We start from the raw sequence: 21839 nt of genomic DNA on the forward strand, positions 1-21839 counted from the left end.
GCCCGTGAGGACGACGCCCCTTCGCCGTGGCAGACCTAGAACTTGTTCTTCGGCGTGATCCCCAGCGACAGCCCCGCCAGCCCCCGCTGCCGCCCGCCCAGCTTGCCGGCGATCGCGCGCAGCGCGGAGCCCGCCGGGGAGTCCGGGTCGGTCAGGACGACCGGCTTGCCCTCGTCGCCGCCCTCGCGGAGGCGGACGTCGATCGGGATGCTGCCGAGGACGGGAACGGATGTGCCCGTGGTGCGGGTGAGACCGTCCGCGACCAGCTGGCCGCCGCCCGTGCCGAAGACGTCGACCATCTCGCCGCAGTGCGGGCAGGGCAGGCCGGACATGTTCTCGACCACGCCGACGATCTTCTGGTGGGTCTGGACGGCGATGGAGCCGGCCCGCTCGGCCACCTCGGCCGCCGCCTGCTGCGGGGTCGTGACGACCAGGATCTCGGCGTTCGGGACCAGCTGCGCGACGGAGATCGCGATGTCACCGGTGCCGGGCGGGAGGTCCAGCAGCAGGACGTCCAGGTCGCCCCAGTAGACGTCCGCCAGGAACTGCTGGAGGGCGCGGTGCAGCATCGGGCCGCGCCAGACGACCGGGGCGTTGCCGGGCGTGAACATGCCGATGGAGATGACCTTCACGCCGTTCGCGGACGGCGGCATGATCATGTTCTCGACCTGGGTGGGCCGGCCGTCGGCGCCCAGCATGCGCGGCACGCTGTGGCCGTAGATGTCCGCGTCCACGACGCCGACCTTCAGGCCGTCGGCCGCCATCGCCGAGGCCAGGTTCACCGTCACCGAGGACTTGCCGACGCCGCCCTTGCCGGACGCGACCGCGTAGACCCGGGTGAGGCTGCCCGGCTTGGCGAAGGGGACCTCGCGCTCGGCCTGGCCGCCGCGCAGGGCCGCCGCCAGCTCCTTGCGCTGCTCGTCGCTCATCACGTCCAGGGTGACGTCGACGCGGGTGACGCCCTCGACCCGGGAGACCGCCTCGGTGACGCGCTGCGTGATGGTGTCCCGCATCGGGCAGCCGGACACCGTCAGGTACACGGTGACCGCGACCGCTCCGTCCGCGCCGATCTCCACCGATTTGACCATCCCGAGTTCGGTGATCGGGCGGTTGATCTCGGGGTCGTTCACCGTCGACAGTGCCTCGCGCACCGCGTCTTCCGTAGCCATAAGAACGATGGTACGGCGCGCCGAGGGGCGTCCGGGATGCCCCTCAGCGGTCGTCTGTGTCACGTCCCGGCGGTCGTTCCGTCCGTTCCGCCGGGAATACGACGTGACCCGGGTGCCCGTCGTGACGGCGGCGCTCCTCCAGCTCCTTGACCAGGTCCTGGAGCTCCGAGCGGATCCAGTCGCGGGTGGCCACCTCGCCCAGGCCCGTGCGCAGGGCGGCGACCTCCCGGGTCAGGTACTCGGTGTCGGCGATGGACCGCTCGTTCTGCTTGCGGTCCTGCTCCAGGTTGACCCGGTCGCGGTCGTCCTGCCTGTTCTGCGCGAGCAGGATCAGCGGGGCCGCGTAGGACGCCTGGAGGGACAGCATCAGCGTGAGGAAGATGAACGGGTACTCGTCGAAGCGCAGGTGGCGGGGCGCGGCGATGTTCCACACCACCCACACGATGATGACGACCGTCATCCAGACGATGAAGCGCCCGGTGCCCAGGAAGCGGGCGATCTTCTCCGACAGCCGGCCGAAGGCCTCCGGGTCCCACTCCGGCAGGATCCGGCGGCGCGGCGAGCGTGGCTGGTCCAGCCGGGCGGCCCGGGGCCGCCCGGCGGCCGTGGCGCCCGCCGGATGACGCTCGCGGGTCGCGGTCTCGCGCTCAGGAGCCATGCGTGGCCGCCCCCTCTCCTTGATCGAGCCCCTCTTCGAGGTGGAACTCCGTCTCCCGCCAGTCCTCGGGCAGCATGTGGTCCAGCACGTCGTCCACGGTCACCGCGCCGAGCAGCGACCCGGACTCGTCCACCACGGGCGCCGCCACCATGTCGTACGTCGCGAAGAACCCGGCGATGACGTGCAGGCCGGCGTCCGGGGACAGTGCCTGGAGATCGTCGTCCACGAGCGAGCTGACCAGGGTGTACGGCGGGTCGCGCAGCAGCCGCTGGAAGTGGACGGTGCCCAGGTACTTGCCGGTCGGGGTCTCGTCGGGCGGGCGGCAGACGTAGACCTGGGCGGCCAGGGCGGGGGACAGGTCCGGGTTGCGGACCCGGGCGAGCGCGTCGGCGACGGTGGCGTCGGGCCGCAGCACGATCGGCTCCGTCGTCATCAGGCCGCCGGCCGTGTGCTCCTCGTAGGACATCAGGCGGCGCATGTCGGCCGCGTCGGCGGGCTGCATCAGGCTCAGCAGCCGCTCCTTGTCCGCCTCGGGCAGTTCGGCGAGCAGGTCGGCCGCGTCGTCCGGGTCCATCGCCTCCAGCACGTCCGCCGCGCGCTCCTCCTTCAGCTTGCCGAGGATCTCGATCTGGTCGTCCTCCGGCAGCTCCTCCAGCACGTCGGCGAGCCGGTCGTCGTCCAGGGCGGCGGCCACCTCGGCCCGCCGTTTCGGGGAGAGGTGGTGCAGGACGTTGGCGAGGTCGGCGGGGCGCAGCTGCTCGAAGGTGGCGAGCAGGCTCTCGGCGCCCTGTCCGTGCTCCTCCAGGGAGAACCCGGTGACGGCCGACCACTCGGCGGTCAGCGTCTCCCCCCTGGCCCGCCGGAAGGCGCCGCCCTTCCTGCCCTTGCGCAGGAAGACGCGGTCGACCTCCCAGTCCCGGCGGGCGGGCAGCTGCTGCACGGACACGTCGAGGACGGTGACCTCCTCGCCGGTCTCCACCAGCTTCACCCGCCGGTCCAGCAGCTCGCCGAAGACCAGCCGCTCGGTGGGCCGCTGCTCGAACCGGCGGACGTTGACCACGCCGGTGGTGATGACCTGGCCGGACTCGATGCCGGTGACCCGGGTCATGGGCAGGAAGATACGGCGCCGGGTGGACAACTCGACGACCAGCCCGAGGACGCGCGGGGGCCGTCGCCCGACGCGCAGCATGACGACCAGATCGCGGACGCGACCCACCTGGTCGCCGGTCGGATCGAAGACGGGAACCCCGGCGAGGTGCGAGACGAAGATCCGGGGGGCGCCGGCTGCCATGGCTCTGCTTCCTTTGCCTGGGAGTCGCTGGGAGTCTGCCTGGGAGTCGCTGAGGACTGCTGTGGGTGGAATTTGCTCGGATTTGCCCGCGCGGGTGCGCTTCAGGCTAGCCCGTACCGCTCGGATACGCCCTGGTGGGGTCTCCGGACGGACTGGCTCCGCCGGGCGGCCGGGGCACCGGTACGCTGCCGTACGCCGCTCAGGAACCGTCAGGAAGGCGACCTCACCCGTGACTGCGATGCCCCGGGGCCGTACCCGCCGGACCGCGCTGCTGACCGCGACCTGCGCACTGGCCGTGACGGGAGCGATGGTGCTGTCGGGGTGCGGCGGCGACGACCCCGACGCGGGCACCAACGGGGTGGGCAAGCTGCCCGCCGACAGGATCCAGGCGAAGACGCGGGCGGCGGCGCGGGCGGCGTCGGCCGTGCGGCTGGCCGGGACCGTGGTCAGCGGTGGCCGTACGTACCGGCTGGACATGCGGCTCAAGGACGCCGGCGGGACCGGGTCGGTGACCTCGCAGGGGGCGACCTTCAAGCTGCTGCGGATCGGCGAGGAGCTGTACCTGAAGGCCGACGCGGACTTCTGGAACCACGCCGACGGCAGCGACGGCGCCGCGGGCAAGCTGGACGGCAAGTACGTGAAGGTGCCGCAGGGCGATCCCTCGTACAAGAAGTTCAGCGGTTTCACGGACAAGGACGTCCTCCTCGACGGTCTCCTCACGCTGCACGGCACGTTGGCGACGGACGGCCACCACACCGACGGGGCGGGTACCCGCACGATCCGCATCACCGGCGACAAGGGCGCCGGCGGCACCCTGGACGTGTCCCTCCAGGGCACGCCCTACCCCCTGCGCATGGTCCGCGCCGGCGACGCGGGGACGCTCCGCTTCTCCGACTGGGGCAAGAACTTCACCGTCGAGGAACCGGCCGGGTCGGAAACGGTCGACTACGGCAGACAGCTGCCGACGTCGTAGGGGAGTGGCGGGGTCGTGGGACGGTTGCCGCGGGGACGGCCGCTCACTTGCCCTTCCGGCGCCGGAGCAACAGTTTCGGCAGGCCCGCCGGTACCGGTCTGCGGGTGGTCGCCGGCGTCGCCACCGGGCGCTGCGCCAGGTTGCCGTCCGGCAGCGGGGCCACCGGTCCCGTCGGTGCCAGGCGGAGCACCCGGCACTCGCGCGCCCAGCGGGCCGGCATCCGCTCGCCGTCGGGGGCGTTCAGCCGCTTGCCCTTCAGCTCGGCGACGGCCGCCTCCCACTCAGGCGAACCGGACGCCAGCTCGGACACGGTCGCCGCGAACGTCACCAGCCGGCCGCCCTTGTCCTTGCTGCGCACGCTCACCTCGGCGGAGCCCCCGTCGGCCAGCCCCTCCAACGGCTGCTCACCGGGACCGTCACCGACCACGCACACCGCGCCCTCGTGCCACACGTGCCACAGCGCACGCGCGGCCGGGGCCCCGGCGCCCCTGACCCAGATCAGGCCGGACTTCTTCGCGGCCTCCTCGATGAGGGCCCGGTCGGGCAGCTCGCTTGTCATGCGTCCCAGCCTAACCAGGCCGTACCGGCCCGCTCACAGCCAGCCGTTGCGCTTCAGCGTGCGGTGGATGCCCAGACACAGCGCGGCCGTGATGCCCATGATCACCGGGTAGCCGTACCTCCAGTGCAGCTCGGGCATGTACTGGAAGTTCATGCCGTACACCCCGCACACCATCGTCGGTACGGCGATGATGGCCGCCCACGCGGTGATCTTGCGCATGTCCTCGTTCTGCGCGACGGAGGCCTGCGCGAGGTTGGCCTGGAGGATGGAGTTGAGCAGTTCGTCGAAGCCCAGCACCTGCTCCTGGACCCGGGCGAGGTGGTCGGCGACGTCCCGGAAGTACTTCTGGATGTCCGGGTCGATCAGCCGCATCGGCCGCTCGCTCAGCAGCTGCATCGGCCGCAGCAGCGGTGCCACCGCCCGCTTGAACTCCAGCACCTCGCGCTTGAGTTGGTAGATCCGCGCGGAGTCCACACCGCGCGACACCCCGCCCCGGCGGCCGGGTGAGAACACCTCGGTCTCCACCTCGTCGATGTCGTCCTGGACGGCGTCGGCGACCGCGATGTAGCCGTCCACGACGTGGTCGGCGATGGCGTGCAGCACGGCCGAGGGGCCCTTGGCGAGCAGTTCCGGGTCGTCCTGGAGGCGGTGCCGCAGGGCGCGCAGCGAACCCTGGCCGCCGTGCCGGACGGTGATGAAGAAGTCCCGGCCGGTGAAGCACATCACCTCGCCGGTCTCCACGACCTCGCTGTTGGCGGTGAGCCGGTCGTGCTCGACGTAGTGGATGGTCTTGAAGACGGTGAACAGCGAGTCGTCGTACCGCTCCAGCTTCGGCCGCTGGTGGGCCTGCACGGCGTCCTCGACGGCCAGCGGGTGCAGTCCGAACTCGCCCGCGATACCGGCGAATTCGGCCTCGGTCGGCTCGTGCAGCCCGATCCAGACGAAGCCGCCGTCACGGCGCACCAGCCGCATGGCCTCCTGCGGGCTGAGCGGCCCCGGGCTCTGCACGCGGGCGCCGTCGCGGTAGACGGCGCAGTCGACGACGGCCGAGGGGGTGCCGGGGGCGCGCGTGGCGTCGTACGACGTGCTCGTGTCCTTGCGCAGCGAGACACGGGACGACGGGCGGACCACGGCGCGCAGGTCGCGGATCATCGACATGGGCAGGCTCCTTCGCGGGCGGGCAGCGAGGGCACGCGGCGACGGGTGGAACTACCCGGAATGGGGACGTCCTGAGTGCGTGTGTTTGGCACGTCCACAAAGCGGGGAGCACCGCACCGTCACGGTGGCGACTTCGCTGCTGACGCAGAACTGATTCAGGTCAGACAGATCAGGCAAAGCGAGACGAAGTGCTCTTCCGAACGACGGAGCGCAAGGGAAGGCGGCGGCCAGCCGGTAACTACATCAGCAGCCGGAAGAGCGAGTGGTACTGCACGGTCGACTTCGATCCATGACAGCCCCACCTCCTCCGGCCGGTCCCTCGTAAGGGAGTCCCATCGGCGTCGGGACCCGACGGCACGCTTCGGCGTGCTGGCCCCGAACCACCGGCTCAGAGTACCAGCCGCCCGTACTGTCAAGGCGCCGCTTTGCCCGCCGCTGACGAGTTCTATGCTCGGCACATGGCTGATGTTCTTCCTCTGGTCGAAGCCCGGTTGACCACCGCGCTGGGCGAACCGGACGCCCGCGCCGCGGTCACCTTCGTCGGCACGGACCGCATCGAGGTGCTCCGCTTCCAGGAGGGGGACGTCGTCCGCTACGCCACCCTCGGCATGTCCCAGCACCCCATGACGGACCCCACGGCGATGCTCGCCGACCCGGTCAAGGGTCCCCGCGCCGAACTGGTCCTGTCGGTCCGCGCGGGCCTCGCCGACACCGACAAGGTGCTCCGCCCGCTCGCCGTGCTGGCCGCGACCGGGCAGGTGGAGGGCCTGGTGGTGACCCCGGGTGCCTCGCTGGACGTGGGCGAGCCGCTGTGGCCCGGCGCCCCCTTCACCTCCGTGCTGGTGGGCGAGCCCGGCGGGCTGGTGGAGGACCTGGAGCTGGACGCCCCGATGGACCCGGTGCGGTTCCTGCCGCTGCTGCCGATGACCCCGAACGAGGCCGCCTGGAAGCGGGTGCACGGCGCCCAGGCCCTCCAGGAGCGCTGGCTCGGACACGGGACGGACCTGCGGGACCCCGCCCGCGGATCCGTCCCGCTGGACTGACACGGCACCGGCCGCGAGTGACCGATCTCACCAACACAAGGCCGGATCCGGTCAGTTGGCAAAGACGCCGACCCCGTCCTCGGCGGCGTGCGCCGGTTCCAGTTCCTCGGCCTCGTGGGTGAGGGCCTTGCGCCGGACGACGACCACGAGCGCGCCGAGCACCGCCGTGACGGCCGCGACCACGAACGGGACGTGGATGTCGGTCCACTCCTCGATCTTCGGCGCGAAGTAGGGCGCCGCGGCGGCGGCGAACCAGCGGACGAAGTTGTAGCCCGCGCTCGCCACCGGGCGCGGGGCGTCCGACACCCCGAGGGCCAGCTCGGTGTAGACCGTGTTGTTCACGCCGATGAAGGCACCGGACAGGATCGTGCAGACGACGGCCGCGGTGTGGCCGCCGTAGCCGAGCACGAGCACGTCCGCCGCGAGCAGCACCAGCGAGCCGCCGAGCACCTTCAGCGAGCCGAACCGGGCCTGCATGCGCGGGGCGACGATCACCGAGAAGACGGCGAGCAGCACACCCCAGGCGAAGAAGACCGCGCCCGAGCGGTACGGCGTCATGTTCAGCACGAACGGCGTGAAGGCCAGCACGGTGAAGAACGTGTAGTTGTAGAAGAACGCCGAGACCGCCGCCGAGGCCAGGCCGCCGTGGCCGAGCGCCTTGAGCGGGTCCAGGACCGAGGTCTTCCGGGCCGGCTTCGGCTGCTCCTTCAGGAACGCCGTGATGCACAGAAAGCCGATCGCCATCAGCGTGGCCGTGCCGAAGAAGGGGTAGCGCCAGCTCACGTTGCCGAGGACCGCGCCGAGCAGCGGGCCGCAGGCCATGCCGAGGCCGAGCGCGGACTCGTAGAGCAGGATCGCCGCCGCGCTGCCCCCGGCCGCCGCGCCGACGATCACCGCGAGGGCGGTGGAGACGAAGAGCGCGTTGCCGAGCCCCCAGCCGGCCCGGAACCCGACGAGCTGGCCGACGGAGCCGGAGGTGCCGGCCAGGCCCGCGAAGACCACCACGAAGGCGAGACCGAGCAGCAGGGTCTTGCGCCCGCCGATGCGGCTGGAGACGAAGCCGGTCAGCAGCATCGCGACGGCGGTGATCAGGAAGTACGAGGTGAAGAGCAGGGACACCTGGCTGGCGGTGGCGTGCAGGCCTTGCGCGATCGACGGCAGGATCGGGTCGACGAGGCCGATGCCCATGAAGGCGACGACGGAGGCGCCGGCCGTGGCCCAGACCGCCTTGGGCTGTCGCAGGAGGCCGCCGGCTCCCGCGTCGAAGGGGTCCATGTGCTTCTCCCGTTCTCACGTAGATAGTTGGGTTATGCACATAGTAAGTTAGCTCGGCTAAATAATGCAAGATGCATCTATCACCTTCGACGGGGCATCGGGGCGGCTGTTCGGTCCGGACGGGTGATCGTCCTTGACGTGGGCGGGCGGGGGTAGGACCGTGGAGCCCTATGAGGGGCGAACCCAGTTGCCCGAGGTGTGGTGGCCGGGTCAGGGCTCCCGGACTCTTCGCCGACGCGTGGCAGTGCGACGTGCACGGCACGGTGTATCCGCTACAGCCCGTGATCCCGCCCAGCGTCGAGGCGCTCAACGTCGTGGTGCACCGCACACAGGTGCCGGTGTGGATGCCGTGGCCGCTGCCGGTCGGCTGGCTGTTCACGGGTGTCGCGTACGCCGGCGACGACCGCAGCGGCGGCCGGGCGACCGCGGTGGCCTGCTCCGGCCCCGGACCGCTCGGCGGGCCGGGCGAGCTGATCCTGATCGCCGAGGAGCTGGGCGTCGGCCTCGGCGCGCACTACGCCGGCATCGACGGCCCGGACCCGGGGTCGTACATGAACGTGGAGAAGCCGCCGGAGGCCAAGGTGCTGGCCGCGGGCCGCCCCACCCCGCTCTGGCACGTCTACCGCACCCCGGACGACCGCGCCGTCTTCGCCGGCGAGGCGCTCGGGATGTGGCTGTGGGCGGTGATGTGGCCCGAGCAGTCCGGTCTGCTCATGTACGACGAGCTGGTGCTGACCGACTTGCGGGAGGCGGGGGCGGAGCTGGATCTGGTGCCCTGCGGAGCGTTGTCGCCGCGCTTGCTCCGGCCGTAGCGCCCACGGGGGTGCCGGGCTTCGCGGGCTCGCGGCTGCGGGTGAGTGGTGGTTGCCCGCGCCGTTCCCCGCGCCCCTTTCGGGGCGCTGGAGTAAAGGGTGCTCACCGGTTGCGGGTGTGACAGTGCGGGGCGAAAACACCGTTATCCTTAGGTGTCCCCTTGCTTCCGCCGGTGTTCTGGAGTTGTCGTGCGCATTGACCTGCACTGTCACTCCACGGCGTCCGACGGTACGGACAGCCCGGCCGAGCTGGTGCGGAACGCCGCCGCCGCCGGCCTGGACGTCGTCGCGCTGACCGACCACGACACCACGCGGGGGTACGGCGAGGCGATCGACGCGCTGCCCGAGGGGCTGACCCTGGTCACCGGGGCCGAGCTGTCCTGCCGGGTCGACGGCGTCTCGATGCACCTGCTGGCCTACCTGTTCGACCCCGAGGAGCCCGCTCTGCTCGCCGAGCGCGAGCTGGTCCGGGACGACCGGGTGCCGCGCGCCAAGGGGATGGTCGCCAAGCTGAACGCGCTGGGCGTGCCGGTCACCTGGGAGCAGGTCGAGCGGATCGCCGCCGGAGGCTCGGTGGGGCGCCCGCACGTCGCTTCGGCGCTGGTGGAGCTGGGCGTCGTACCGACGGTGAGTGACGCGTTCACCGAGGAGTGGCTGGCCGACGGCGGGCGGGCCTTCGTGGAGAAGCACGAGACCGACCCCTTCGAGGCGATCCGGCTGGTCAAGGCCGCGGGCGGGGTCTGTGTGTTCGCGCACCCGGCCGCCGCCAAGCGCGGCCGTACGGTGCCGGAGTCCCGGATCGCGGAGATGGCCGAGGCCGGTCTGGACGGCGTCGAGGTCGACCACATGGACCACGACGCCGACGCCCGGGACCGCCTGCGGGGCCTGGCGAAGGAGCTGGGTCTGCTGGTCACGGGCTCCTCGGACTACCACGGCAGCCGCAAGACCGTGGCGCTGGGCGCTTTCACGACCGACCCCGAGGTGTACGGGGAGATCACCCGGCGGGCGACGGGCGCGTTCCCGGTGCCGGGGGCCGGCGGAGCCTGAGGCCCCGGGGCCGACCCGCCGTACCGCTTCACACCCGCGGTCCGTACTGCCTCATGCCCGCGGTCCGGACCGCCTCACGCCCGTAGTTCCTCTTCCCGCAAGGCCTGCACTTCCCCCATGTTCGACATCGCCGTCTTCGGCTCCCTGTTCCTGACCCTCTTCGTCATCATGGATCCCCCCGGGATCACCCCGATCTTCCTCGCCCTGACCGCCGGGCGGCCGGCCAAGGTGCAGCGGCGGATGGCCTTCCAGGCCGTCTGCGTGGCGGGCGGGGTCATCGCCGTCTTCGGCGTCCTGGGCCACCAGATCCTGAACTACCTGCACGTGTCCGTGCCCGCCCTGATGATCGCGGGCGGGCTGCTGCTCCTGCTGATCGCGCTGGATCTGCTGACGGGCAAGACCGACGAGCCCAAGCAGACCAAGGACGTGAACGTGGCGCTCGTACCGCTGGGCATGCCGCTGCTGGCGGGGCCCGGTGCGATCGTGTCCGTGATCCTGGCCGTGCAGAAGGCCGACAGCGTGTCCACGCAGCTCTCGGTGTGGTCCGCGATCCTCGCGATCCATGTGGTGCTGTGGCTGGTGATGCGTTACTCGCTGCTGATCATCCGGGTCATCAAGGACGGCGGTGTCGTCCTGGTGACGCGGCTCGCGGGCATGATGCTCTCCGCGATCGCCGTGCAGCAGATCATCAACGGGGTCACTCAGGTGATCCGGGGGAGCTGAGCCGTCGTCGGCTCGGCTCCCCCGGAAAGCTTGAGTGGCGGACAGGCCCGCGTGCGGGTTACGAGGCCGGGGTCTCGGCCGGGCGGATCCACAGGCGCTGTCCGATGGCGGCGGCCTGCTGAACGATCCGGTTGACGGAGGCGGCGTCCACGACGGTGCTGTCCACGGCGGTGCCGTCGACCTCGTCGAGTCGCATGATTTCGAAGCGCATGGCTTCTCCCTTCGTCTGGTCATCCTCCTGCGGAGAACTACTTCGTGTGACGTCTGGTGTATCCAGCGTCGTACGTAGTCAACGCGCTCCTTGTTACAAACATTCCCTACGCTAAAGAAATTTTTCGAACAACTAATTACCAACCGGTAAGCGACATGTCCGGGACCGGAGAGGGACCCACCGGGACCGGTTGTGTTCGCACTGTGACCACCGGGACAATGGAGGTGATGAACGACGACCTGGCCGCCCTCGGCGCCCGTATCGACCGCACGAACGAGCTGCTGGAACGCATGCTCGCCGAGGTGGCCAAGACGCCCTCGACCCATGCGATCTTCGTCGACGCGGGCTACCTGTACGCGGCCGTCGGCCGGCTGGTCGCCGGGACCGAGGACCGCCGCGCCTTCGACCTGGACGCCGAGGGCCTGATCGACGCCCTCATCGACAAGGCGCGCACCATCTTCGCGGACAGCCGGCTGCTGCGCGTCTACTGGTACGACGGCGCCCGGCGCCGCATCCACACCGCCGAGCAGCAGGTCATCGCCGAACTGCCCGACGTCAAGGTCCGCCTCGGCAACCTCAACGCCAACAACCAGCAGAAGGGCGTCGACTCGCTGATCCGGACCGACCTGGAGTCACTGGCGCGGCACCGCGCGATCAGCGACGCGGCCCTCCTCGGCGGCGACGAGGACCTGGTCTCGGCGGTCGAGGCGGCCCAGGGCTACGGCGCCCGCGTCCACCTCTGGGGCATCGAGGCGCCCGAAGGCCGCAACCAGGCCGAGCCGTTGCTCTGGGAGGTCGACAGCCAGCGCACCTTCGACCTGGAGTTCTTCAAGCCGTACGTCTCCCGGCGCACGGCCGCCGCGTTCGAGCCCGCCGGCGGAGCCCGCCCCAGCCGCGAGGACGTGCGCTTCGTCGGCGCCCAGATCGCGGCGCGATGGCTAGCCTCCCGGGGCCGCGAGGCGATGGTCGAGCTGTTCCCGGGCCACCCCTACCTGCCCGGCTCCGTCGACCAGGACCTGCTGGTCGAGGCCGAGGAACTGCTCCAGTACTCCCTGCGCGGCCAGGCGGACCTGCGGCGGTCGCTCAGGGACGGGTTCTGGGAGCATCTCCAGTCGCAGTACTAGGCGTTCGTCCTACCGCGCGGTGCCCGGGGCGTCGTCCCAGAAGCCGGCGAGCGCGCGGGCCGTCTCCAGCGGGCGGTCGGTGTTGGGGGAGTGCTCGGCGCCCTCGACGACCGTCCGGCGCGCCTTGAGCCGCACCGCCATGTCGTCGAGCAGCGGCAGCGGCCAGGTGTCGTCCCGTGCGCCCGACAGCACGTGGAACGGCAGCGGTACGGCCGCCAGTTCGGCGACGCGGTCCGGCTCCGTGCACAACTGGCGGCCGGTGGCCAGGAGTTGCGCGGGCTTGGTGCCCAGCCAGCGGCGCCGCAGGTCGTTCCGGTCGTCCAGGCCCGCGTCGAGCGCCGGCGTCTCCGTCTCCTCCGGCGGCTCCATCGCCTGGATCGTCTCCCACACCTCCGCCATGCTCAGTACCGCGAGCGCGTCCCGGAGCAGCTTCACGCGCTCCTGCTGGGGCGTCGAGATCTGTGCCGGGCCCGAGGCCATCAGGGTGAACGACAGGAAGGGCGCGTGGTCGAGCAGTACGGCCGCGCGCGCGATCTGGCCGCCGAGGGAGTGCCCCAGCAGATGCACCGGGGCGCCGATCGCCTCCACCTGCGCGAGCACGTCCCGCGCCAACTCCTCCTGCGCGTAGGCGGACTCGTCCGTCGCCGGTCCGTCCGACTCGAACTGGCCCCGCCCGTCCACGGCGACGGTCCGGTATCCGCGCTGGGCGAGCGGCACGTGCAGCGGATTGAAGTCCTCCTTGCTGCCGGTGAACCCCGGCAGCAGCAGCGCGACGCCCTTCGGCTCGACACCGGCGGCCACGGACGCGTCGACCACGGCGAATTCACCGCGCGCCGTCCGAAGGCGGTACGCGCGGGCGCCGGGGGGCGCGACGAAGGTGGGGGGCCTGCTCATGGGGAGAGGTTATCGGGAGGTGGCGGGGCCGGCTGATCGGGAGTGGACGGGTGAGGGGGTGGATGGTGGGGCGGGGTGGCGGGGTGGGGTGGGAGCGTGTGACGGGGTGGTGGTGTGGGGGTGGGATCGGGGGCGCGGGGTGGGATGGTGGCGCGGGGTCGGCGCCAAGTGCCTCGGAAAACGCCGATGGCCGGGTCCACTGTCGTGAACCCGGCCATCGGACCGGCACTTACGCTGCCGCACACGCGGGGTGCGGTCAGGCCTCCGGAGCCTCCACGGCCGCCGTGGCCTTACGGGTCCGTCGCGGCTTGGGCGTCGTCTCGACGCTCTCACCGGCCGCCTCGGCAACGGACGCCGCCGTCTTCCGGGTCCGGCGCCGCGGCTTGGCCTCCGGCTCCTCGGTGGCCTGTGCCGGAATCTCCGGAACAGCCGCCTCGGCAACGGCCTTACGGGTCCGTCGCGCCTTCGGAGCGGTGACCGCCTCCCCGTCGACCGCGTCCACGGCCGCGGTGGCCGTCTTCCGGGTGCGGCGCGGCTTGGCCTCGGCCTCGGGGGCTTCCGGCGCGGCTGCGGCGGTCTTGCGGGTCCGGCGCGGCTTGGCCTCGGTGGCCTCCGTGGTGTCCACGGCGGCTGCGGTGGCCTTCCGCGTACGGCGCGGCTTGGCTTCCGTGCCCTCGGCGGTGTCCACGGCGGCCTCGGCGGCAGCGGCGGTCTTGCGGGTGCGGCGGGGCTTGGCCTCGGTCGCTTCCGCGGTGTCCACAGTGGCCTCGGCGGCAGCCGCGGTCGTGCGGGTGCGTCGGGGCTTGGCCTCGGCGTCGGCCGCCTCGGGCTCGGCGACCGTGGCCTTGCGGGTACGGCGGGGCTTGGCCTCGGCCTCCGTTTCGGTGGCCTCGGGTGCCGTGGCAGCGGTCTTGCGGGTGCGGCGCGGCTTGGCTTCCGTGCCCTCGGCGGTGTCCACGGCGGCCTCGGCGGCAGCCGCGGTCTTGCGGGTGCGGCGGGGCTTGACCTCGGCCTCGGCCTCGGGGGCGTCGGGCGTAACCGGCTCCGCTGCCTTGCGGGTGCGGCGGGGCTTGGCCTCGGTCGCTTCCGCGGTGTCCACGGCGGCCTCGGCGGCAGCCGCGGTCTTCCGGGTGCGGCGGGGCTTCACCTCGGCCTCGGCCGTCTCCGGCTCGGCAGCCGCGGTCTTCCGGGTCCGGCGCGGCTTCGCCTCGGTGGCCTCGGCCGTGTCCGGTGCCGTCTCCGACGGGGTGGCGGCCTCGGCCGTCTTGCGGGTGCGGCGGCGCGGCTTGGTCTCCGTGGCCGGAGCGGCCTCGGCGGCGGGCTCCGCCACCGGGCTGTCCGCGATCACGGGTGCGGCGACGGGCTCGGCCACCGAGGGCTCGGCCTGAGCCGGGGCCACGGCGGACTCGGTCACCGGGGCCTCGGTCGTGGCCGACCGGCGGGTGCGGCGGCGGCGCGGCTTCTCCGGGGTGTCGAGGGCAGCCGGGCCCTCGGCCGCGGTCACCGTCTCGACGGCGGCCTCGGGGGCCGTCGTCGGCGTGGCGGCGGCCGTCACCGGCTCCGCCGGCGCTCCGCCGCGCGTACGGCGACGGCGACGCGGGGTGCGGGTCGCGGCCGGCGTCTCCTCGGTACCGGAGGTCTCCGTGGCCGGCGCGGCAGGGGAGGCGTCCAGCGGGGTGCCACCGCGCGTGCGGCGACGGCGGCGCGGCGTACGGGCCGGATGCTCACGCTCGGCCGGGGCCGACGACTCGGCACGGCCACCGCGGCCACCACGGCCGCGACCGCCCCGTCCGCCGGTCTCGCCCAGGTCCTCCAGCTCCTCCGCGTCCAGCCCGGCACGGGTCCGTTCGGAGCGGGGCAGGGTGCCCTTGGTGCCCTCGGGGATGCCGAGGTCGGAGAACAGATGCGGGGAGCTCGAATACGTCTCCGCCGGGTCGTTGAAGTCCAGCTCCAGCGCCTTGTTGATGAGCTGCCAGCGCGGGATGTCGTCCCAGTCGACGAACGTGATCGCCGTACCCTTGGCGCCCGCGCGGCCGGTGCGGCCGATGCGGTGCAGGTACGTCTTCTCGTCCTCGGGGGACTGGTAGTTGATGACGTGGGTCACGCCCTCGACGTCGATGCCGCGCGCGGCGACGTCGGTGCAGACGAGGACGTCGACCTTGCCGTTGCGGAAGGCCCGCAGGGCCTGCTCGCGGGCGCCCTGGCCGAGGTCGCCGTGGACCGCGCCGGAGGCGAACCCGCGGCGCTGGAGCTGCTCGGCGATGTCGGCGGCCGTGCGCTTGGTACGGCAGAAGATCATCGCCAGCCCGCGGCCCTCGGCCTGGAGGATGCGGGCGGCCATCTCCGGCTTGTCCATGTTGTGCGCGCGGTAGACGAACTGCTTGATGTTCGCGACCGTGGCGCCCTCGTCGTCCGGCGCGGTGGCGCGGATGTGCGTGGGCCGGGACATGTAGCGGCGGGCGAGGCCGATGACCGCGCCCGGCATCGTGGCCGAGAACAGCATCGTCTGGCGCTTGGCCGGCAGCATGCTGACGATCTTCTCGACGTCGGGCAGGAAGCCCAGGTCGAGCATCTCGTCGGCCTCGTCGAGGACCAGGCACTTGACGTGCTTCAGGTCGAGCTTCTTCTGGCCCGCGAGGTCGAGCAGGCGGCCCGGGGTGCCGACGACCACGTCGACGCCCTTCTTCAGGGCCTCCACCTGGGGCTCGTAGGCCCGGCCGCCGTAGATCGCGACCACGCGCACGTTACGGACCTTGCCGGCCGTCAGCAGGTCGTTGGTGACCTGGGTGCACAGCTCGCGCGTGGGGACGACGACGAGCGCCTGCGGGGCGTCCGTGAGGTCCTCGGGGGCGGCGCGTCCGGCCTCCACGTCGGCGGGGACGGTGACGCGCTCCAGGAGCGGAAGACCGAAGCCCAGCGTCTTGCCGGTGCCGGTCTTGGCCTGGCCGATGACATCCGTGCCGGAGAGGGCGACGGGGAGTGTCATCTCCTGGATGGGGAAGGGGGTGGTGATGCCGACGGCCTCCAGGGCCTCGGCGGTCTCGGGGAGGATTCCGAGTTCTCGAAACGTCGTAGTCAGGGTGCTGCCTCTTCTGTGTGCGCGGTGCGAGGCGAGCGAGCGGGGGTCATGTCTGACCGTGCCGGGGACGTCGGCTGCCGTACGGACGAACCACTCGGGCAAGCCGTATGACACGGGACCTCTGCCGACGCTCTAGCGCTCGTACCGCTGAGGGTTCCCTCCTGTCGTCGTACGATCACTGCCGTACGGCCTTGGAGGGCTGTCGGGTCGGAGCCGATCGGGCCACCGACCGGGCATCCTCATGCGTGCGGCCTGTCGTGACACGTCGAGCATCGTCGACGCACTCTGGCAGGCGCATTACCACCATACCCTGGAATCGCGCACATGCGACGGCCGATTTGGTCACGTAGTCGTGGTCACACTCGTTGACCAGGGCTTGAGCGGGGCGTGGAGCGGACTATTGTGCGCCTCATGACTAGCTCTGACAAGCCTGAGAACGCGTCCGCCGAACCCGCCGAACCCACCGGTGTCGCCGCCCAGGACTGGGCGCAGGCGTCCGCCGACCCGCAGTACCGCGCGGCGGTCGTGGATCTGCTCGGCGCTCTCGCGTACGGGGAGCTGGCGGCGTTCGAGCGGCTCGCGGAGGACGCCAAGCTGGCGCCGACCCTCGCGGACAAGGCGGAGCTGGCGAAGATGGCCTCGGCCGAGTTCCACCACTTCGAACGGCTGCGGGACCGGCTGACCGAGATCGGCGAGGAGCCCACGGCCGCGATGGACCCGTTCGTCGCCGCGCTCGACGGCTTCCACCGGCAGACCGCGCCCTCGGACTGGCTGGAGGGCCTGGTCAAGGCGTACGTCGGCGACTCGATCGCGAGCGACTTCTACCGGGAGGTCGCGGCCCGGCTCGACTCCGACACGCGTGAGCTGGTGCTCGCCGTCCTCGACGACACCGGGCACGCCGAGTTCGCCGTGGAGAAGGTGCGGGCCGCCATCGACGCCGACCCGCGCGTGGGAGGCCGGCTGGCGCTGTGGGCGCGGCGGCTGATGGGGGAGGCGCTGTCGCAGTCCCAGCGGGTGGTCGCCGACCGGGACGCGCTGTCCACGATGCTCGTGGGCGGGGTGGCCGACGGGTTCGACCTCGCCGAGGTCGGCAGGATGTTCTCGCGGATCACCGAGGCGCACACGAAGCGGATGGCCGCGCTGGGCCTGGCGGCGTAGCGCTTCGTCGGGGGCGGTCGCGGGGTGTTGCGCGGCTGCGGGTGCGTCGTGGTTGACCGCGCGGTTCCCCGCGCCCCTTCGGGGGCGCAGCCCCTACGCCGTCGCTGATCGGCGGCGGAGGCGGCCCGCGGGGCGGAGGAGCAGGGACAGGGACGCGACCGAGATGACCGCGGCGCCCAGGAGGCTGAGCAGGGCCGTGCCGGGGCCCAGGGCGGTGTGGGTGACGAAGTCGCCGAAGAGGGCTCCGGCGATGCCCGTGCAGTACACCAGCGGGCGGGCCGGCAGCCGGTGGGCGAGGCGCTGGGCCGCCGCCCACGCGAGGATCAGACCGAGCACGGCGGAGCCGAGTGCTTCGAGGATCATTTCGGGGGTCCCTCCCACGGCCGGTCTGGCTCGACGGTCGTAGCCCGTCTTACCCGTGACCTGCGGATTGCAATCCTGCCCTGTGAAGGACCTGTGCTCCATCCGTGCACACGTCACGCGGAAGGGCCCGGCGGCACACGGCCGCCGGGCCCTTCTCACGACTGCGGCCTACAGCGTGCCGAAACCGACCTTGCGCACGGTCGGCTCGCCGATGTCCACGTACGCCAGACGGTCCGTCGGCACGAGGACCTTGCGGCCCTTCTCGTCCTGGAGGCTGAGCAGCCCCGTCTTGCCGGCCAGCGCCTCGGCCACCACGCGCTCGACCTCCTCGACGCTCTGACCGCTCTCCAGAACGATCTCGCGGGGCGCGTGCTGCACGCCGATCTTGACCTCCACGGCTATGTCCCTCCGACGGTCAGTGATGTGCGCGATCTTCCGCGCCCTACGCTGCACACATTAGCCCGGTCAGGGGGCGTACACGCTGCGGGCCCGAACGCCAGGAGCGAACACCGCGCGGGAACAAACGGCCGTCAGTGGTGCTCGCTGCCGTGCAGCGGGAAACCGGCGATGCCGCGCCAGGCCAGCGAGGTCAGCAGCTGCACCGCCTGGTCGCGCGGCACGCTGCGGTCGCTGTGCAGCCAGGAGCGGGCGACCACCTGGGCGAGCCCGCCGAGACCGGAGGCGAGCAGCATCGACTCCGCGCGCGAGAGGCCGGTGTCCTCGGCGATGACGTCGCAGATCGCCTCGGCGCACTCGTTGGTGACCTTGTCCACGCGCTCGCGCACCGCGGGCTCGTTCGTCAGGTCCGACTCGAAGACCAGGCGGAAGGCACCGCCGTCGTCCTCCACGTAGGCGAAGTAGGCGTCCATCGTCGCCCGGACGCGCTGCTTGTTGTCGCTCGTCGACGCCAGCGCGCCGCGCACCGCCTGGATCAGCGACTCGCAGTGCTGGTCCAGCAGGGCGAGGTAGAGGTCGAGCTTGCCGGGGAAGTGCTGGTAGAGCACCGGCTTGCTCACGCCGGCCCGCTCGGCGATGTCGTCCATCGCCGCCGCGTGGTAGCCCTGCGCGACGAAAACCTCCTGAGCGGCGCCCAGCAACTGGTTCCGCCGGGCTCGGCGCGGCAGCCGGGTGCCCCGTGGGCGCGCCGCCTCAGTCTGCTCGATGGCTGTCACGCCGCCTCCCAAAGTCGTCCACATGCGGTGTCGGCCGCGCGGCCATCGTACTTTTCGGTAACCGTGGTGTGCGCGGTGCGAGCGCAGAATTTCACGTACCGGACGGGTGGCGAAAGCCGTACGGCCCGCCGACCAGGGCCGGGCGGGGTCCGTGCGGTCCTGCGAGGTCAGGCGTGAGCGCCCCTCGCCGACGCAAAGAATCGCCCTCCGTCGGCGCGGTGGCGGCCGTCCGCGGCGCGGCTAGCGGTAGTCGTCCTCGTCGAGCGAGACCACGCGCGCCTGCTCCAGCAGATCGGCCTCGTTGCCCCGGTACGGGTCCACGCCCGTCAGGGGGTCGTCGCGGTCCGGCGCGATGTCCGCGTGCTGCTCGGCGGCGTCCACCTCGGGCGCCTCGACGTCCCTCTCCGCTGCCGCGTCGGCCTCCAGGTCCTCGATGTCCTCGATCGCGTCGGGCTCGGTGGGGTCATAGGCCATGGTGGGCTCCCTTCCTACGAACGTCCCTGGAAGCGGCAGGGGCCACACGCGGGTGCCCTCTGTACGAGCCTAGGAGACGGCAGATCCGAACGCCATGCCGTCAGGCCCGTTCGGTGCCCGGTTCTCCGGATCCGCGCGGTTCAGTCTGTGACGGCGAACACACCAACCCTGGCGTGATCACCTCGTAACATTGCCGCATGTCTTCGACCGAGTCGCCCTCCGTGCCGGCCGCCAGTGTGCTCCCCAGGGTGGCGCCCGTCCAGGTCGGCGAGGGCGAGCGGCTGCGGTCCGTGGGCCTGCCCGGCGTCACACTGACGGTCCGTTCCCGGCCCCCCGCGCGCGAGGACCTGCCGCCCGCGCTGTACGTCCACGGGCTCGGCGGCTCCTCGCAGAACTGGTCGGCGCTCATGGCCGAGCTGGACGGCGTCGTCGACGGCGAGGCGCTCGACCTCCCGGGCTTCGGTGACTCCCCGCCCCCGGACGACGGCGACTACTCCGTCACCGGGCACGCGCGCGCGGTGATCCGCCACCTCGACGCAGCCGGCCGCGGACCGGTCCACCTCTTCGGCAACTCGCTCGGCGGCGCGGTCGCCACGCGCGTCGCCGCCGTCCGCCCCGACCTGGTCCGCACGCTCACGCTCGTCTCACCCGCCCTGCCCGAGCTGCGGGTGCAGCGCAGCGCGGTGCCGACCGCCCTGCTCGGCGTACCGGGCATCGCCACGCTCTTCACCCGGTTCACCAGGGAGTGGACGGCCGAGCAGCGCGTACGCGGCGTCATGGCGCTCTGCTACGGCGACCCGGGGCGGGTCTCACCGGAGGCGTTCCGGTACGCCGTGGAGGAACTGGAGCGGCGGCAGCGGCTGCCGTACTTCTGGGACGCGATGACCCGCTCCGCGCGCGGGATCGTCAACGCCTACACGCTCGGCGGGCAGCACGGGCTGTGGCGCCAGGCCGAGCGGGTGCTGGCCCCCACGCTGCTGATCTACGGCGGCCGGGACCAACTCGTCGGCTTCCGCATGGCCCGCAAGGCCGCCCGCGCCTTCCGCGACTCCCGGCTGCTGTCCCTGCCGGACGCCGGGCACGTGGCGATGATGGAGTACCCCGACGTGGTGGCGGGCGCGTTCCGGGAACTGCTGGCGCAGACGGCCGGCTCCGGCGAGGGCGCCCGCGTGGCCGCCCCGGGCGCGAGGAGCTGAGGTCCGGGGTGGGACGCCACAGCCGCCGCGGACCGGCCCCGAAGGGCGATGCCGCGGACATAGCCGCACGGCGGGGGGAGCGGCGCGGCGCGCGCGCCGAGGACGGGCGCGGTGCGCTCCCGGAGGGTGACAGGGGTGACAGGGGCGGCGCGGCCCGGCTGCCGGGAGGCGGCCCCGCGGGTGCGCCTCGTCCGTCCGACGGCACTCCCGCGCGCGGTGTGCCGAGATTTCCCGACGGCACTCCGGCACAGGGTGCGCAGAGGTTTCCGGACGGCACTCCGGCACAGGGTGCGCAGAGGTTCGCGGACGGCACCCCGGCCCACGGCGTGCCGGGGTTTCCCGGTGGCGCGTCGGCGCAGGGTGCGCGGGGTGGGCATCCCGAGCAGCGGGAAGCCGGCGGAGGCTGGGGGGAGTTCGCCGGGCGGCGGGCCGGCACCGGCTGGCCCGGTGTCGTGTTGCCCCGGCAGCGGCAGGCCGGGCCGGGTGCCCCGGGTCCGGGTGGGACGCGGCGCCGCCAAGGGCCCCGGCAGGAGTACCTGGAAGCCTTCGACGGCTCCGGCGAGGGCCCACGGGACACCGGGAACGCCGAGGTCTCCGCGCCCGGCGCAGGTGTCCCCGGGCAGCGCGGCGGGACCAAGAGGTGGGCGTTCACCGGCATCGCGGCAGCCGCCGTCACCACCGTGCTCGCGGTGGTCGTCGCCGGGCAGGTGGCCAAGGGGCGCGACGGCGCCGGCGCGCGGTCGCGGTCGGCCGCCGGCCAGGCCGGCCAGGCTCGTCTCCCGGGGGACGTCTCGGGTGTGCCGACGCCCTCCGTCGCACCGAGCGCGGTGACGCTCACGTACGACCAGAAGATGGGCAAGAAGTATCCGCTCGCCGCCACGTTGAAAGGCTCGGGGAAGTTCGACGCCGTGCCCGGGGTCGACAAGGCCCCCGGCGCCGGGCAGAAGTACCGGTACCGCGTCGACGTCGAGCAGGGACTCGGACTGGACGGCGCGCTGTTCGCCGAGGCCGTGCAGCAGACCCTGAACGACAAGCGCAGCTGGGCCCACGGCGGCGCCCGTACCTTCGAGCGGGTGTCCTCCGGCAAGCCTGACTTCGTGATCACGCTGGCCAGCCCCGGCACCACGGCGAAGTGGTGCGCCAAGTCGGGCCTGGACACCACGGAGGACAACGTTTCCTGCGACTCGGCCGCGACCGAACGCGTCATGATCAATGCGTACCGGTGGGCTCAAGGAAGCAAGACGTACGGTGACCGGATCCATGCGTACCGGCAAATGTTGATCAATCATGAGGTCGGCCACCGGCTCGGCCACGGACACGTCAGCTGCCAGAAGGACGGCGAGCTCGCGCCCGTCATGCAGCAGCAGACCAAGTTCCTGGACCACGACGGGATCCACTGCCGGCCCAACCCCTGGCCCTACCCCGCTAGTTGACAGGCGCCGCTTGCGTCACATTGACAT

22 protein-coding genes are annotated in these 21839 nt (G+C 72.2%); 9 read left to right on the forward strand and 13 right to left on the reverse strand.

From position 1 onward, the window contains the following. Nucleotides 1–35 precede the first annotated feature (35 nt). Genes IE294_RS27510 through IE294_RS27520 form a run of 3 tightly spaced genes read right to left on the reverse strand, consistent with a single transcriptional unit; the run spans nt 36 to nt 3118 of the window. The gene (locus tag IE294_RS27510) at nt 36–1169 is read right to left on the reverse strand and encodes an Mrp/NBP35 family ATP-binding protein (RefSeq protein WP_189890510.1); all 1134 of its coding nucleotides are present in this window, start codon (nt 1167–1169) and stop codon (nt 36–38) included. Between the two features lie 43 nt (nt 1170–1212). Further along, the gene (locus IE294_RS27515; protein ID WP_189890512.1) at nt 1213–1827 is read right to left on the reverse strand and encodes a DUF1003 domain-containing protein; all 615 of its coding nucleotides are present in this window, start codon (nt 1825–1827) and stop codon (nt 1213–1215) included. Further along, the gene (locus IE294_RS27520) at nt 1817–3118 is read right to left on the reverse strand and encodes a magnesium transporter MgtE N-terminal domain-containing protein (RefSeq protein ID WP_189890514.1); all 1302 of its coding nucleotides are present in this window, start codon (nt 3116–3118) and stop codon (nt 1817–1819) included. The genes IE294_RS27515 and IE294_RS27520 overlap by 11 nt, the downstream gene beginning before the upstream one ends. 238 nt (nt 3119–3356) lie before the next feature. Between IE294_RS27520 and IE294_RS27525 the strand changes: the two genes are divergently transcribed. Beyond that, entirely contained in the window at nt 3357–4091 is a 735-nt protein-coding gene (locus tag IE294_RS27525) for a hypothetical protein (RefSeq protein WP_189890626.1), read from the forward strand. A 43-nt stretch (nt 4092–4134) separates the two neighbouring features. Here IE294_RS27525 and IE294_RS27530 read toward each other — a convergent pair whose 3' ends face one another. Together IE294_RS27530 and IE294_RS27535 are read right to left on the reverse strand one after the other, a co-directional pair. Further along, nucleotides 4135–4650, reverse strand: coding sequence for a hypothetical protein (locus tag IE294_RS27530; protein WP_189890516.1), 516 nt, complete (start codon nt 4648–4650; stop codon nt 4135–4137). A 33-nt stretch (nt 4651–4683) separates the two neighbouring features. Next, a complete protein-coding gene (locus IE294_RS27535) occupies nt 4684–5808 on the reverse strand; it encodes a magnesium and cobalt transport protein CorA (RefSeq protein WP_014674820.1) in 1125 nt (374 codons plus the stop codon). Between the two features lie 458 nt (nt 5809–6266). Here IE294_RS27535 and IE294_RS27540 point away from each other — a divergent pair, with 458 nt between their 5' ends. Further along, nucleotides 6267–6851, forward strand: a complete 585-nt coding sequence (locus IE294_RS27540) for a suppressor of fused domain protein (protein ID WP_189890518.1) — start codon at nt 6267–6269, stop codon at nt 6849–6851. 51 nt (nt 6852–6902) lie between these two features. Here the strand turns inward: IE294_RS27540 and IE294_RS27545 are convergent, their stop codons facing one another. Next, a complete protein-coding gene (locus IE294_RS27545; RefSeq protein ID WP_189890520.1) occupies nt 6903–8126 on the reverse strand; it encodes an MFS transporter in 1224 nt (407 codons plus the stop codon). A 170-nt stretch (nt 8127–8296) separates the two neighbouring features. Between IE294_RS27545 and IE294_RS27550 the strand changes: the two genes are divergently transcribed. The 3 genes from IE294_RS27550 (at nt 8297) to IE294_RS27560 (ending at nt 10708) form a co-directional block, all read left to right on the forward strand. Continuing rightward, nucleotides 8297–8938, forward strand: a complete 642-nt coding sequence (locus IE294_RS27550; RefSeq protein ID WP_041665487.1) for a DUF6758 family protein — start codon at nt 8297–8299, stop codon at nt 8936–8938. Between the two features lie 189 nt (nt 8939–9127). Continuing rightward, complete coding sequence (locus IE294_RS27555) at nt 9128–9985, forward strand: PHP domain-containing protein (RefSeq protein ID WP_189890521.1); 858 nt, start codon at nt 9128–9130, stop codon at nt 9983–9985. 117 nt (nt 9986–10102) lie between these two features. Next, entirely contained in the window at nt 10103–10708 is a 606-nt protein-coding gene (locus IE294_RS27560) for a MarC family protein (RefSeq protein ID WP_014674825.1), read from the forward strand. Between the two features lie 58 nt (nt 10709–10766). On the opposite strand, the gene IE294_RS27565 is transcribed toward IE294_RS27560, so the two are convergent. Continuing rightward, a complete protein-coding gene (locus tag IE294_RS27565) occupies nt 10767–10919 on the reverse strand; it encodes a DUF8834 family protein (protein WP_014674826.1) in 153 nt (50 codons plus the stop codon). A 218-nt stretch (nt 10920–11137) separates the two neighbouring features. Here IE294_RS27565 and IE294_RS27570 point away from each other — a divergent pair, with 218 nt between their 5' ends. Continuing rightward, on the forward strand, nt 11138–12043 hold the full coding sequence (locus IE294_RS27570; RefSeq protein ID WP_189890628.1) for an NYN domain-containing protein: 906 nt from the start codon (nt 11138–11140) through the stop codon (nt 12041–12043). Nucleotides 12044–12052: 9 nt separating this feature from the next. Here the strand turns inward: IE294_RS27570 and IE294_RS27575 are convergent, their stop codons facing one another. Together IE294_RS27575 and IE294_RS27580 are read right to left on the reverse strand one after the other, a co-directional pair. Next, nucleotides 12053–12937 carry an alpha/beta fold hydrolase gene (locus IE294_RS27575; RefSeq protein ID WP_189890522.1) on the reverse strand — a complete coding sequence of 295 codons (885 nt, stop codon included), beginning with the start codon at nt 12935–12937 and terminating at the stop codon, nt 12053–12055. Nucleotides 12938–13193: 256 nt separating this feature from the next. Beyond that, nucleotides 13194–15923 carry a DEAD/DEAH box helicase gene (locus IE294_RS27580; RefSeq protein WP_189890629.1) on the reverse strand — a complete coding sequence of 910 codons (2730 nt, stop codon included), beginning with the start codon at nt 15921–15923 and terminating at the stop codon, nt 13194–13196. Nucleotides 15924–16427: 504 nt separating this feature from the next. On the opposite strand from IE294_RS27580, the gene IE294_RS27585 reads away from it, so the two are divergent. Then, on the forward strand, nt 16428–17174 hold the full coding sequence (locus IE294_RS27585) for a ferritin-like fold-containing protein (RefSeq protein WP_373315855.1): 747 nt from the start codon (nt 16428–16430) through the stop codon (nt 17172–17174). Between the two features lie 93 nt (nt 17175–17267). Here IE294_RS27585 and IE294_RS27590 read toward each other — a convergent pair whose 3' ends face one another. The 4 genes from IE294_RS27590 to IE294_RS27605 all read right to left on the reverse strand — a co-directional run bounded on the left by IE294_RS27590 (nt 17268) and on the right by IE294_RS27605 (nt 19183). Next, nucleotides 17268–17537: a hypothetical protein gene (locus IE294_RS27590; RefSeq protein ID WP_014674831.1), complete on the reverse strand. Its 270-nt coding sequence runs from the start codon at nt 17535–17537 to the stop codon at nt 17268–17270. A gap of 168 nt (nt 17538–17705) precedes the next feature. Beyond that, nucleotides 17706–17933, reverse strand: coding sequence for a DUF3107 domain-containing protein (locus IE294_RS27595; protein ID WP_014674832.1), 228 nt, complete (start codon nt 17931–17933; stop codon nt 17706–17708). Nucleotides 17934–18067: 134 nt separating this feature from the next. Then, nucleotides 18068–18709: a TetR/AcrR family transcriptional regulator gene (locus IE294_RS27600; protein ID WP_189890524.1), complete on the reverse strand. Its 642-nt coding sequence runs from the start codon at nt 18707–18709 to the stop codon at nt 18068–18070. Nucleotides 18710–18949: 240 nt separating this feature from the next. Continuing rightward, nucleotides 18950–19183: an Rv3202a family protein gene (locus tag IE294_RS27605; protein WP_014674834.1), complete on the reverse strand. Its 234-nt coding sequence runs from the start codon at nt 19181–19183 to the stop codon at nt 18950–18952. Between the two features lie 197 nt (nt 19184–19380). Here IE294_RS27605 and IE294_RS27610 point away from each other — a divergent pair, with 197 nt between their 5' ends. Beyond that, nucleotides 19381–20379 carry an alpha/beta fold hydrolase gene (locus IE294_RS27610; RefSeq protein ID WP_189890526.1) on the forward strand — a complete coding sequence of 333 codons (999 nt, stop codon included), beginning with the start codon at nt 19381–19383 and terminating at the stop codon, nt 20377–20379. Nucleotides 20380–20387: 8 nt separating this feature from the next. After that, the gene (locus tag IE294_RS27615) at nt 20388–21812 is read left to right on the forward strand and encodes a DUF3152 domain-containing protein (RefSeq protein ID WP_189890527.1); all 1425 of its coding nucleotides are present in this window, start codon (nt 20388–20390) and stop codon (nt 21810–21812) included. Nucleotides 21813–21839: the final 27 nt, after the last annotated feature.

It is taken from the genome of Streptomyces canarius, assembly GCF_014650735.1.
GTDB classification, from domain to species: domain Bacteria; phylum Actinomycetota; class Actinomycetes; order Streptomycetales; family Streptomycetaceae; genus Streptomyces; species Streptomyces olivaceoviridis.